This window comes from Postechiella marina, from assembly GCF_039538365.1.
GTDB classification, from domain to species: domain Bacteria; phylum Bacteroidota; class Bacteroidia; order Flavobacteriales; family Flavobacteriaceae; genus Postechiella; species Postechiella marina.
This window is the reverse complement of sequence record NZ_BAABCA010000005.1, coordinates 432,353-446,076: the sequence shown is the minus strand read 5'-3', so window position 1 is coordinate 446,076 and position 13,724 is coordinate 432,353. Positions and strand designations below refer to the sequence as shown.

Genomic DNA, 13,724 nt, shown 5'->3' with positions numbered 1-13,724 from the left:
AACTAAATGTATTAACCATGAAAAATTTATCTCGCAGAAATTTTATTAAAACCACAGGTATAAGTGCTGCAGGAGTAGCTATTTTGCCAAGTTTATTAAGTTTTTCGCCTAATGGCGTTGTTAATGTAGCTGTTATAGGAGTAGGAGGAAGAGGGATGAATAACTGGACGCAAATGCTAGGTATTCGTGGTGATAATAGAAGAGTTAAAGAAGGTTTGGAACCAAAAGGTGAAAGAAAAGCTCATGCTCATGTAAATATTGTAGCCTTTTGTGATGTAGATGATAAAGCAGCAGCTACAGCCTATAAAATGTTACCAAATGTTCCTAGATTTAAAGATTTTAGGGTCATGCTAGATAAAATGGATAAGGCTATTGATGCAGTTATTGTATCAACCCCAGACCATACCCATTTTGCAGCAACTATGGCAGCAATGGAAAGGGGGAAGCATGTTTATGTAGAAAAGCCTCTAGCTCACAATATATGGCAACTTCGTACTTTAAAAAAGGCAGCCAAACATTACGGAGTGGTTACGCAAATGGGAAACCAGGGGCATGCCTCAGATGGAATTAGAAGTGTAAAAGAATGGTACGATTTAGGTTTGCTAGGAGAGGTTAAAGAAATTCATGCTTGGTTTAATGGTCCTAAGTTCGACCCTAGTCCAAAAGGGTGGTTTTGTAAACCCGATAATTATCCTCCAATAGGTAAAACAATTCCAAAGACTTTAGACTGGAATTTGTGGCAAGGCCCAACAAAAAGAAGAGATTATAGCCCTTTTTATTTACCTAGGTTTTGGAGGCATCATTTTGAATTAGGCACAGGTATGCTTGGCGATTGGGGTTGCCATACTTTAGATGCTCCTTTTTGGTCTTTAAATTTAGGAATGCCTACATCTGTAGAGCCTGTTTTTGCTAAGTTAAGCCCTGTTCCTAGCGATTTTGGTCCAGATCAATCTGTTTTAAAATATGAATTTCCTAAGCGAGGAAAACAACCTGCAGTTACATTAAATTGGTATGAAGGAGGTAAAAAACCAGAAAATCGACCAGAATGGGGACTAAAAAATTTGCCTAATAACGGTATGTTAATGGTTGGAGATAAAAATACTGTTTTAACAGATGGTAAACCATACAATCCTAAAATTTTAATGCCAGGAGCAGCGTGGAATGATTTTAAAACAAAAGGATGGAATAAAAGTATAGCTAGAATAAAAGATGAAAGTCCACATGCAGAGTTTATTTCGGCAATTAGAAACAATGGGCCAAAACCAGGTTCTAGTTTCGAGTATGGTGCAGATCTTACAGAAGTAGCTTTGTTAGGTGCTTTAGCGCAACGCGCAAATAAAAAGATAAAATATAATGCTAAAAAAATGAAAATCACTAATCATAAAGAGTTAAATACTTATATAAAAGAAGATGTGAGAGAAGGATGGGCTTATGGCGAGAATTTGTGGTAAGGCCTAAATTTTATTAATCAATTTATAAATTATGATGAAGTTTTATTTTTTTACAATATTAACGATTCTATGTGCTTTCAATTTTAACGCACAAAATACAGATACGACTCAACCCAATGTTGTTTTAGTGTTTATTGACGACGAAGGCTATGGTGATGTGGGCTGTTACGGAGCCACAGGTTTCGAAACGCCAAATTTAGATCAATTGGCTAGCAAAGGGATGCGTTTTACTAATTTTTATTCAGCACAACCAGTTTGTAGTGCATCTAGAGCAGGTATTTTAACAGGATGTTATCCTAATAGAATAGGGGTTTCTGGTGCATTATTTCCTCATCATAAAGTAGGGTTAAATAAAAAGGAGTATACTATAGCAGAAATGTTTAAAGACCAAGGTTATGCAACAGGTATTTTTGGTAAATGGCATTTAGGTTGGCAAAAAGAGTTTTTGCCTTTACAACATGGTTTTGATGAGTATGTTGGGCTTCCGTATTCAAACGACATGTGGCCACATAATAGCGCTACAGGCCATAAATGACCTAAGGAAAATAAGCGTTCTAAAATGCCAGAATTACCATTAATTGAGGGAAACAAAAAAATAGGAGAAATAACTAGTTTAAAAGATCAAGACAAGCTAACAACGTTGTATACCGAAAAAGCAATAGATTTTATTAACAGAAAATCACATAAACCTTTCTTTGTTTATGTGCCACATACTATGGGACATATTCCTCTTGGTGTTTCAGATAAATTTAGAGGTAAAAGTAAGCAAGGTTTATATGGTGATGTTATGATGGAGATTGATTGGTCGGTAGGAGAAATTGCCAAAGCTTTAGAAAAAAATGGAGTCGCAGATAATACCATTTTTATTTTTACTACCGATAATGGACCATGGTTAAACTTTGGAAACCATGCAGGTTCATCTGGTGGGCTTCGAGAAGGGAAAACAACAAGTTGGGAAGGTGGCCAACGTGTGCCATTTATTATTCGTTGGCCAGGAAAAACTCCAGCAGGTACTGTTTGTAATAAATTGGGCTGCGCCATAGATTTATTACCATCGTTTGCTGCGATATCTAAAGGTAAGTTATCTAAAAACGAAATAGATGGTGTAGATATCACTTCACTCTGGAAAGGCGATTTTAAATCAGAGCCAAGAAAATCTATTCTTTATTATTATGGAAAAAATAATTTAAACGCTGTACGTAAAGGTAATTGGAAACTTGTTTTTCCACATGATTGGAATTCTTATAATACCAAGCCGGGTAAAGATGGTGTTGGTGGTAAAAGAATAAAAAAAACGGTTGAAAAATTAGAACTTTATAACATGGAGAGAGATCCAGGAGAGCAATATAATGTTATAGATTACAATCAAGATAAAGTAAAGGAAATTATGCTTTTAGCAAAACAAGCACGTAAAAAGTATGGAGATTTAAATGTTGGAATAAAAACGGGAAGCGGTACTCGTGAAATTGGAAAGTTAGAATAAACACGATTATAAATTTAAGATGAATATAAAGTTATTAGTAATATTAATTATTGGGGTTTCTTTCTCTGGATTTTCTCAAAAAAAGCATAATGAAAAGAAAAGGCCAAATGTTATTTTGGTATTAACAGACGATCAAGGTATAGGCGATTTAGGCTGCCATGGCAATCCATGGTTAAAAACACCACATATAGATAAATTTTATAAGCAATCTGTTAGATTTACAGATTATCACGTAAGTCCGGTTTGTACGCCTACACGTGGTGCTATTATGTCTGGTCGTTATCCTATTAATAATGGAGCTTGGGCAACTTATAAAGGAAGAGATGCTTTGTCTGGAGGGGTAACCATGGCAGATATATTTAAACAAAGCGGATATAAAACGGGCATGTTTGGTAAATGGCATTTGGGCGACAACTATCCTGTGCGTCCAACAGATAGTGGTTTTGATGTCGCTATTCATCACAAAGCAGGTGGTGTAGGCGAATTATCAGACTATTGGGGCAATAATTACTTTAACGATATGTATTATGTAAATAATAAGCCAAAACAGTTTAAAGGTTATTGTACAGATGTTTGGTTTGAAGAAGCTATCAACTTTATAGATTCAGTAAAAAATAACGATCAGCCATTTTTTATCTATTTACCAACCAATGCACCACATGGGCCACATTATGTAGAAGATAAATATGTAGAACCATATAAGGAAAAGGAAGGCAAAGAAATAGTTAATGCTAAGTTTTTTGGTATGATTGCTAACATTGATGAAAATTTTGGAAAACTTGAAGCTTATTTAAAGAAAAATAAATTAGCAGATAATACAATTTTAATTTTCATGACAGATAATGGTGCTACAGGAGGTTTAAGTCGCGATGGTAAAAGAGGCTATAATATGGGACTTCGGGGTAGAAAAGGCGATAAAGTAGAGGGAGGACATCGTGTTCCATTTTTTATTCGTTGGAAAGATGGAAAAATTTATGGAGGTAAAGACATTAATGAAACTACAGCTCATGTAGATTTAATACCAACACTAGCAAGTTTATGCAATCTAAACATACCAAAAAATAATAAATTAGATGGTGTAGATTTATCTAAGCTTTTTAAAAAGAAGCATGATAGGCTAAAAGATAGAAGTATTTTTGTTCATAACAATCAAGATTGGCGACCACCAACAGATGTTAAAATATCTTGTATTGTAAATGGGAAATGGCGATTGGTTAATGGTAAGGAGCTTTATAACATAGAAACAGACAAAAAACAGTTAAATAACATAGCGTGTAAATACCCAGATGTTGTTAAAAGGTTACTTAAGGATAACGAAACCTTTTTAAAAGTAACTAAAAAAAATGACGAGTATAATCAGTTTCCATCATCAACAATAGGTAATTTGGCTCAAGAAGAAGTAAAAGTTACAATTCAGCATGCAATAGGAGAGGATAAGCCCATTTGGAAAAGTGAACAAGTTGCACAGGGGTTAAAAAATCAAAATAATACCCATGCTTTAAATGTCGAAAAAGACGGAAGATACCGAATTTCATGCAGAAGATGGCCAAAAGAATGCTCGGGGCCAATTTTAGGCATACCAAATAAAAATCCTAAAAAATGGTTTTCTTATAAGTCTATTTCACCAAAAAAAGTGAGGATAAGTATTGCTAATCAAATACATGAAAAGGAGATAAAAGCAAACGATCACGAAGTTGTTTTTGATGTGAATTTAGAAAAAGGAAAAACATTTTTGGTAACCGATTTTATTGAAGGTAAAGAAAAATATGGTGTCTATTATAGTTATATACAACTTGTAGAAAACCTTTAATTTAAAGGTTTTAAATGTTGTAGCTTTTATAAAAGAACATATACTACATAAACACGACCATTTGTAATGTCGCTTTTCTTTAAAAGAAAATACATTTACAAGAGATTTAATAGTGTTACTATGCATTAAATTCTGATAAGAATAAAAAAGGTCTTTTTAAAATGTTTATTAAAAAAGGCTTAAAGTATTATAAGAGTAAAAATGTTACTAACAAGAAAAGAACCTCTAAAAGTTAAGATTGTAATACGCAAGTAAAAGAATAAAACAATATATAATCAAGATTATCAATGAAGATTTTGGCTAGTTTAAAAAATATTACAATGGTTTGTTTATGCTTATTCTCTTTAGGTTTAGTAGCTCAAAATAAAAAGAAACCAAACGTAATAATTATAATTACAGACGATCAAGGTTATGGAGATATAGCAGCGCATGGAAATAAGGTTATAAAAACACCTCATTTAGATAATTTGCACGATAATGGTATACGACTAACTAATTTTCATGGCGGAACCACTTGTGCTCCCAGTCGGTCGGGATTATTATCTGGAGTCGAAGGGCATCGTGCAGGTGTTTGGCATACTATAGGAGGATGTAATATTTTAAGAGAAAAATTTGTAGCTATGCCTCAAATTTTTAAAAATAACGGTTATAGTACAGGTATTTATGGAAAATGGCACTTAGGTGATGCTTATCCATATTTACCAGAAAATAGAGGGTTTGACGAAAGTGTATGCCATGGCGCTGGAGGTATAGGGCAAACTCCAGATTTTTGGAATAATGATTATTTTGATGATACTTATATGCGTAACGGTAAGCCAGAAAAATTTAAAGGATATTGTACCGATGTGTTTTTTAATGAAGCTATAGATTTTATTGAACGAAAAAAAGACAAACCATTTTTTGTCTATATATCTACAAATGCACCACATGGGCCATTAAATGTTCCCGAAAAATACTATAATATTTATAAAAATGAAACAGCAATAAATGAGCAGCAAAAGGCTTACTATGGTATGATAACTAATATAGATGATAATGTTGGCATACTGGATGAAAAATTAAAATCTTTGGGTATAAAAGATGATACTATTTTAATTTTTTTAACAGACAATGGGACAGCAGCAGGTTATAAAATTGTGAAAGGAGTCGAACAAGGTTACAATGCTGGTATGAAAGGTTTAAAAGGCTCTGCTTACGATGGTGGACACCGTGTTCCGTTTTTTATACAATGGAATAATGGCGGTTTAAAAGGAGGTAAACCTGTAGATGAGTTAACTATGAATTATGATGTTTTACCTACTTTAATGGATTTGTGCGATTTAAAAAATACAACCAATTCTCAGTTTGATGGTGTTAGCTTAAAACCTCTATTTAAGCGAAAAACAAAAAAATGGACTAATCGTTATGCTGTAGTAGATAAAAATAAGACACAACAACCTGTAAAATGGAAAATGAGTGCTGTGATGGATAATGAATGGCGATTAATTGATGGGAAAGAACTCTATCATATAAAAAAAGACATAGGTCAAAAAACAGACGTGGCAACTCAAAACCCCGAAAAAGTGAGTGAAATGAGAAAAGCTTACGAAAAATGGTGGCAATATGTATCGGAAGATTTTAGTAAATATGAAGCTTATAAGGTAGGAGGAGAAAAATCTAAAACGACTTCGTTTACAGTACACGATTTGCACTCGAACAAACCTTTAGCTTGGAATCAAGCTTATATTAGAAATCCTTTGCACGGTAAAAAACCAGCTTTAGCTAATGATGGTTATTGGATGATTGATGTGCAGGAAACGGGCGAATACGAAATATCATTATCTAGATGGCCAGAAGAGTCTGGTTTAGCGTTTACAGATACAGTAAAAACATTAGGGAAAGATAGCCCTTGGTATGTATCTAGACCATCGAGTATATCACTTAATATAGAAAAAGCTACCGTAGATGTAGCAGCTTTACATCTAGAAGAAAAGCTAAATAGTTCTAAAAAAAATATAATATTTAAAGTCAGGTTATCTCAGGGGCCACAGCAGTTAAAAGCTCATTTTATAAACACTAATAAGGAAGCTTTTTCTGCTTTTTATGTGAAAATGAAACAGTTAAATTAATTAGATTTTTTGATATGAAAAAAGCACTTTTTTATTTGTTGTTTTTGTTAGCAATTAAATTATTTGCAGCAAATAATAATACATCGTATTTAAAAAATATAAATATAGAACAGTGGGAAGTTTACGATTTTGTTTTTGTAGCTAAGCCAACCATGAAGAATCCTTTTATTGTAGACTTTAATGCAATTTTCACAAACGAAAAAGGAGAGCAATTAACATTACCAGGTTTTTATAATGGAGACAATATGTGGGTTGTTAGGTTTTCTTCATCAAAAACAGGACAATGGAAATACGAAACAAAATCCAAAATAAAAAAGTTAAATAATAAAAAAGGAACTTTTTTTGTAGCGCCAATAACCAATAAAAACAAGCATGGAGGCATTGTTGTAAAACCAGAAAACCCTCAACATTTTTATTATGAAGATGGTACTCCATATATGCAAATGGCTTATGAGTGCGATTGGTTATTTGCGCTAGATTATAAAAACAAAAAAGACGCGCCCAATACAAAAGCCTTATTAGACGATTTAGAAAAGAATAAATTTAACCAAATTGTAACAACAGTATATTCTTTTGGTGCTAAGTGGAAACGAGATCCTAAATTAAAAGATTACCCTGAATATGATTACAGCGATGACTTGTCCATTTATCCATTTTTAGGAACTAACAAAAATCCAGATTTTAGTTTACTTAATATAGACTACTTCAAGCAAATGGATAGAAGTATTGCTATGATGAATGATAGAAATATTTCGTTGCATTTAATGATTTATGTTTGGAATAAGCTAGTAACTTGGCCTGATGCCAATACAGAAGCAGATAATATGTTTTTTGATTATATTATTAAAAGATATCAAGCATACCCTAACGTTGTTTGGGATGTAGCAAAGGAAGCTTATGAAAGAAAGCGTTGTTCTCCTAAATATATTTTAGAGCGTATTAAGCGTATAAGAAAACTAGATGTTTATAAACGCTTGCTAACGGTGCATGAATACGATTTTTGCATTAAAAACCCAGAGTCTGTAGATATAATTTCGGCACAAAATTGGAGTGCTACTATTTACCACGATATGTTAAAAGTTAGGGAGGCATTTCCTAATAAACCCATATTTAATATAGAGCATGGAGGTTACGCCGAGTCTCCTTTTGAGGTGTTTCCAGGAGATTATATATCTCCAGAAATATGCTTGCGTAGAAATTATTTAATCAATTTCTCAGGAACTTACAGTACTTATTATTGGCAAGGAACATCGTGGTATGTTATGATACCAGATGCTAATAATATGCCAAATAACTTATTAAAACCTAAATACGAATATTATAAACACTTTGTTAGTTTTTTTGAAAAATATCCTTTTCAAGATTTTTCTCCAGACACAAAAAGCAATAACAGTGGCTATACTTTAACGAATAATAAAGGCGTGTTTTTAATGTATTTGCCTAAGTATAATTACCAAGCATCAATTAATTGGCAATCTCCATTTTTTGCTAAAACAGGTACCTATCAATGGTATAATACATTAACAGGGGCGTATAGTAAAGTTTTTCAGTTTAAGGGCGGACATTTTAAAAACCCTTGGTACAATAAAGCAGATGCCATTTTAATAAGAAAGCATTAATTGTGTTTCGATAAAATAACATCATATAAACTCAACAAAAAGCATTATTTTTAGCAATCATTAAATACAGAAATCATATTGATTATACATGAGGTTTAAAGCAATTTTATTTTTCACTACCGTTTTAACTATAAAACTATTTGCACAAACACCTCAATTCGAACCTTTTTTTTCTGAAGATTTAAACGCACTTTGTGAGCATGTTACACACAATTTAAAATCTAATAACAAAGATTTTGTTCGTGGTCGAGTTGTAGATTTTATTTTAAGTGCAGATAGTACTTTTACTATTAAAAATAACAGAAGGAAATCAGATTTATCTGTTAGTTTTTGGTTCTTGCCAAAAAAACTAGATGTGCACTCAGGTACACTATTTGGTGAAGAAAACTTGTTTTATTTTAGATATTTATCTAATCGTCAACTTCAGTTTAATTATTATTTAAAGAAAGATGTTAATACAGTTAGCTTGTTAAGCGATAATATATGGCAGCATATAGGTTTTAGCATAGCTCAAACAGGTGAGTTAAAAATATATTATAATGGAGATCTTGTTTTAAAAGAAAATATGCCTTCAGATTGGTGGAAGCGTAAAAGAGCAAAGTTTATTGTAGGAAACGACCGTTACGGAGTTAAGGCAGAAGGAAGTTTAGACCGTTTAAAAATTTGGAATACAGTTTTGCCCGAAGCTTATTTTAAAAAGGATTACGAGGCTTCTTTGCTTCAAACAAATTTATATCATAAGTTGTTGGCATATTTGCCATTACAGGGTAGTCTTACCGATTATTCGTCCTCGCCAAAAATAATTAAATTGGCTAAAGATGTCGATTTTATTAAAGATTCTGTTAAAGGCTTTGTCGCTAATTTTAAAACCGAAGCCTCATTTTTAAGATTAGATAAATTAAAGTTTGATAACCAAATAACCATAGCCTCTTGGGTAAAACCAATAGTAAAACCTGGAGTGGTAGGCATTGCAGGAAATACAGATTTTTCTTTACGTTATAAGCCTACAACTCAAAGCATGTGGTTTAGTGTGCCAATGATGTTTAAAATCCAAAGCACACAACCTAAAAGAGATTTAAATAGTTGGGTACATTTAGCAATTACAGTTAATTACAACCATAAAGTTAATTTTTATATTAATGGTGAGTTAGTTGATAGTAAGCCGGTAGGAGGAAATACAGGTAAAGAAGATTATATACAAATAGGAAAAAGTTTATGGGGAGATACTTTTAATGGGCAAATGAGTCAATTTGCAATTTGGAGTAAAGTATTATCATCTAAAGAAATAAAAACAGTGTACGAAGGCCAGTTGGAAGTAGATAAATTATCTTTAAATAGTTCTGCTAACTCAAAATGGTATGTAATCTATTTAGTGCTTTTAGGTCTGTTTTTAATGGCTGTATTTTTGTTTTTTCGTTTAAAAAAGAAAGGTAAGCAAGTAGAGGTTGTTAGTGGTTTTGTGCCTAAAGAGTTTCCTGTTAAAAATGCTATATTTTTATTCGATAAATTTAGAGCTTTCAATAAAGACGGAAAAGATGTCTCGCATGAGTTTACACCAACTTTGGTGCGTTTATTTAGTTTAATTTTACTCTTTCCTCGTGTTACAAAAAGATATATTAGTTCTGCAGAACTTTCAGATATTTTGTGGGAAACAGAGAGCGTTTCGCAGCAAAAAAATAACAGAGGCACAAACATGCATCGTCTCAGAAAAATTTTAAAAAATTTCGATGGACTTTCTTTAAATTATCAGAACAGAAAATGGAAGTTTGATATTAAAGATGGTGTTTTTGTCGATACTGTTTTTTATAATAATCATTCTATTAATTTGGTTGTAAATTACCCCTATAAAAACCTACAACTATGCAGACCTTTAAAAGATAAAAATTTCGATAATATTATTTTACAACTTAACGAGCAACATTTAGAGAAAGTAAGGGAGTTATGCCTAACAGCTTTAAATAATAAGCATTGGAAAATATTAAGAAAAAGTGCTAGGTTATGGTTAAGTATCGATCCGTTATCAGAGATGGCTTTAAAGTATCAAATTACCGCTTTATTAGGTTTAAATGAAAAACAATTGGCTCTTAATAGATACAAAACGTTTGTTTTAAATTATAAAGAAACACTTAACGAAAACCTTAGTGTCTCTTTTGAAGATTGTATGCTTAATTAAGCAACATATGGGCTTTATAGTAATTTAACCTTTTTCTTACCCCTTTTCTTTACCTTCTTTTTAATCGTACTATGCTTTTATTTGTATGTATACAATAAATTAGAAAAGTATTTTAAGATGAGAAAAATTAAAACCTATTTATTTTCACTAGTTATCATATCCTTAGTGTCGTGCAAAACTAAAACTGTTTGGGATGTTAGAGATTATGGTGCAGTAGGTAATAAAACAACGCTTAACACTAAAGCTATTCAACAAGCTATAGACGATTGTAATAAAGCAGGAGGCGGTACGGTTTTAGTTACAGATGGAACGTATTTATCTGGAACTATTTTATTAAAAGATAACGTGAATTTTAAAGTTGCAGAAGGCGCAACGCTTTTAGCAAGTACAAACCCTAACGATTTTCCTCCGGTAGAACCATTTATCGATGCAACAGGGCAATATAGGGGGCAATGCTTTATAGGCGCTATAGATGTAGAAAACACTATAATATCTGGAAAAGGTACTATTAATGGCCAGGGAGAAATGTTTACCCCTAAAAACATTAAGGCAACGGTAAAAAAGTTAGGGATTACATTAGCAAAACCAGATTTAACTGGTTTAGTGTCTAAAACTAATAAGTATGTAAGTAGCACTATACGAACATCTAATAGACCCTTTTTGGTGCGAATGGTACGATCAAAAAATGTAAAACTTATTGATATTCATTTACGTCAACCTGCAGCATGGACCTTACATTTTTTAGAGTGTAATAATTTTGAGGTTAATGGGATTGATATTCATAGCCATGCAAATAAGAATAATGATGCAATAGACATAGACTCTAGTACCAATGGCGTAATTAGAAACACAACTATAGACTCCGGAGACGATGCTATTTGTTTTAAATCTACGAGTCCAAAACCAACTACGAATATTGAAGTTTACGATTGTAAATTAAAAAGTAATTGGGGCGCTATAAAATTTGGAACAGAATCTATGGGAGATTTTAAAAACATTACTGTAAGAGATTGTTATGTTCATGATACAACTGGAGGTGGAATTAAAATTTTAAGTGCAGATGGTGCAAACATAGATAATATTTTAATAGAAAATATTAAAATGGAAAATGTAGAAATGCCAATCTTTATCCGTTTATGTGAGCGTCGTTTAGTTTATAGAAATGCTGATAGAAAACCAGTAGGAAGTATAAATAATGTTACTATTAGAAATATTGAAGCCAAAGTAACTAATAAAGAAGATTTAAGAGTTAAAGCAGCTACAGGATTCTTTTTCTCAGGAACTCCAAATCATAATTTAGGGCATATTTCTATAGAAAATATTAAAATTAATTTGCCTGGAGGCGGAACAAAAGAAGATGCTAAAGTTGTAGTGCCAGAAAATATTGAAGAGTATCCAGAGTTTACAAAATTAGGTGCTACACCTGCATATGGTTTGTTTGCCAGACATATTAAAAATTTAGACATGACTAATGTTTCTTTTTCACTTCGTAATAAAGATGAAAGAGAAGAGGTTATTAAAATAAATGTAAACTAGTTAAAAATGATTAAAATATTAAGAGTATGCATTTTAACACTAGTGGTTTCTAGTCAGTTATTTGCACAGCAGAAAAGTAAAAAACCAAACGTATTATTAATTTATACCGATGACCATAGGTATTCTGGTATACACGCACTAGCAGGAGAGGATGTAAAAACACCAAACATAGATAAGTTAGCTAATGAAGGAATAATATTTACAAATACTTATTTGATGGGGGCTTATAATGGAGGAACTTGTATGCCTAGTCGAGCTCAACTTTTATCTGGAAGAAAATTATTCGATTTAAAAGGAATTGGACGTACTATTCCCAAAGCGCATACTACAATAGGAGAAACCTTTCAAGCAACAGGCTACAATGCTCATTTTGTAGGTAAGTGGCATCAAGACAACCAGTCTTTAGGAAGAATGTTTACCAGCGGTGCTTCTGTTATGAGTCGTGGTATTTATTTAACAGATCATTACAGAATGCCTTTATGGAAATGGAGAAAAGATGGGAAATATAAAAAAGAAGATGCTTATATTTTTAAATATGACGAAAAAGGAAAAATTGTAAAAAGACCTGTAGAAAAAGGAGAGCAACGAGGACCTATAAATGATGAGTTTGATGGTCCTCATACTTCCGAAATTTATGCAGACGAAGCTATCGACTACATATCTCAAAACAATAGTGAGAAACCATTTTTTATGTATTTAGCTTTTCATGCGCCACACGATCCGCGTCAAGCACCCAAAAAGTACAAAGATATGTATCCAGAAAAGAAGATGAAGTTATTACCATCATATATGGCTCAACATCCTTTTGATAATGGACACATGACTATAAGAGATGAGGCCTTGGCTCCATGGCCACGAACTCCAGAAGTTGCAAAAAAACATTTATCAGATTATTATGCGATTATTACTCATTTAGATCATCAAATAGGGCGTGTAATAAAATCTTTAAAGAAAACTGGGCAGTACGATAATACTATTATTGTTTTATCTGGAGATAGCGGTTTAGGCGTTGGTAATCATGGTTTACTTGGTAAACAAAACGTGTACGATGAAGACGGTATTCATGTGCCATTTATAATATCAGGAAAAATTAAAGGTAACGGTAAACGTTTTGATGCATTTAGTTACATACACGATATATATCCAACGGTTTGTGATATAGCTAATGTAAAGATTCCAGAATCTGTTACAGGTAAAAGTTTAAAGCCTGTTATAGATGGAAAAAAAGCGCAGGTTAGAGATTACACGTATCATGCTTATAGACAGCACCAAAGAGCTTACAGAAAAGGAGATTATAAATTAATAGAATTTGTAAGAGCACCAGATAACGATAAACAACAAGGCGACTTTATAGCAGGAAGTAAAGCAACCTTACTTTTTAACTTTAAAAAAGACCCTTGGGAAACAACTAATTTGGCATTTTTACCAGAATACAAAGACATTTTAGAAAAAATGCGAAAGGAAATGAGAGCTAAAGCTATAGAATTGAATGACTATAAAGAGTATAACGATTATCCTGTAGATTTTTGGGATTATTATTAAAG

At 32.4% G+C, this 13,724-nt stretch carries 8 protein-coding genes and 1 pseudogene; all 9 read left to right on the top strand.

The features are described 5' to 3' along the window. The first annotated feature begins 17 nt into the window (after nucleotides 1-17). Nucleotides 18-1,451, top strand: coding sequence for a Gfo/Idh/MocA family protein (locus ABD715_RS13360; protein WP_344788776.1), 1,434 nt, complete (start codon nucleotides 18-20; stop codon nucleotides 1,449-1,451). 31 nt (nucleotides 1,452-1,482) lie between these two features. Continuing rightward, a pseudogene (locus ABD715_RS13355) lies at nucleotides 1,483-2,505 on the top strand (sulfatase family protein); the annotation flags it as partial. Beyond that, nucleotides 2,479-2,934 (top strand): alkaline phosphatase family protein, encoded by a 456-nt coding sequence (locus tag ABD715_RS13350; RefSeq protein WP_344788851.1) that lies wholly within the window; start codon nucleotides 2,479-2,481, stop codon nucleotides 2,932-2,934. The pseudogene ABD715_RS13355 and the gene ABD715_RS13350, both read left to right, overlap by 27 nt. A 19-nt stretch (nucleotides 2,935-2,953) precedes the next feature. Then, nucleotides 2,954-4,744: an arylsulfatase gene (locus tag ABD715_RS13345; protein WP_344788775.1), complete on the top strand. Its 1,791-nt coding sequence runs from the start codon at nucleotides 2,954-2,956 to the stop codon at nucleotides 4,742-4,744. A 320-nt stretch (nucleotides 4,745-5,064) separates the two neighbouring features. After that, nucleotides 5,065-6,852 carry an arylsulfatase gene (locus ABD715_RS13340; protein WP_344788774.1) on the top strand — a complete coding sequence of 596 codons (1,788 nt, stop codon included), beginning with the start codon at nucleotides 5,065-5,067 and terminating at the stop codon, nucleotides 6,850-6,852. 14 nt (nucleotides 6,853-6,866) lie between these two features. Further along, nucleotides 6,867-8,471, top strand: a complete 1,605-nt coding sequence (locus ABD715_RS13335) for a DUF5060 domain-containing protein (protein WP_344788773.1) — start codon at nucleotides 6,867-6,869, stop codon at nucleotides 8,469-8,471. 88 nt (nucleotides 8,472-8,559) lie between these two features. Continuing rightward, complete coding sequence (locus ABD715_RS13330) at nucleotides 8,560-10,644, top strand: LamG domain-containing protein (RefSeq protein ID WP_344788771.1); 2,085 nt, start codon at nucleotides 8,560-8,562, stop codon at nucleotides 10,642-10,644. Between the two features lie 117 nt (nucleotides 10,645-10,761). After that, nucleotides 10,762-12,180: a glycoside hydrolase family 28 protein gene (locus ABD715_RS13325; protein WP_344788770.1), complete on the top strand. Its 1,419-nt coding sequence runs from the start codon at nucleotides 10,762-10,764 to the stop codon at nucleotides 12,178-12,180. A gap of 6 nt (nucleotides 12,181-12,186) precedes the next feature. Then, nucleotides 12,187-13,722, top strand: coding sequence for a sulfatase family protein (locus ABD715_RS13320; protein ID WP_344788769.1), 1,536 nt, complete (start codon nucleotides 12,187-12,189; stop codon nucleotides 13,720-13,722). Nucleotides 13,723-13,724: the final 2 nt, after the last annotated feature.

Excerpts from the sequence above, each read along its gene's own strand:
- ABD715_RS13345 (WP_344788775.1), top strand. The coding sequence starts at position 2,954 with ATGAATATAAAGTTATTAGTAATATTAATTATTGGGGTTTCTTTCTCT.
- ABD715_RS13330 (WP_344788771.1), top strand. The coding sequence starts at position 8,560 with ATGAGGTTTAAAGCAATTTTATTTTTCACTACCGTTTTAACTATAAAA.
- ABD715_RS13340 (WP_344788774.1), top strand. The coding sequence starts at position 5,065 with ATGGTTTGTTTATGCTTATTCTCTTTAGGTTTAGTAGCTCAAAATAAA.
- ABD715_RS13325 (WP_344788770.1), top strand. The coding sequence starts at position 10,762 with ATGAGAAAAATTAAAACCTATTTATTTTCACTAGTTATCATATCCTTA.
- ABD715_RS13320 (WP_344788769.1), top strand. The coding sequence starts at position 12,187 with ATGATTAAAATATTAAGAGTATGCATTTTAACACTAGTGGTTTCTAGT.
- ABD715_RS13360 (WP_344788776.1), top strand. The coding sequence starts at position 18 with ATGAAAAATTTATCTCGCAGAAATTTTATTAAAACCACAGGTATAAGT.
- ABD715_RS13335 (WP_344788773.1), top strand. The coding sequence starts at position 6,867 with ATGAAAAAAGCACTTTTTTATTTGTTGTTTTTGTTAGCAATTAAATTA.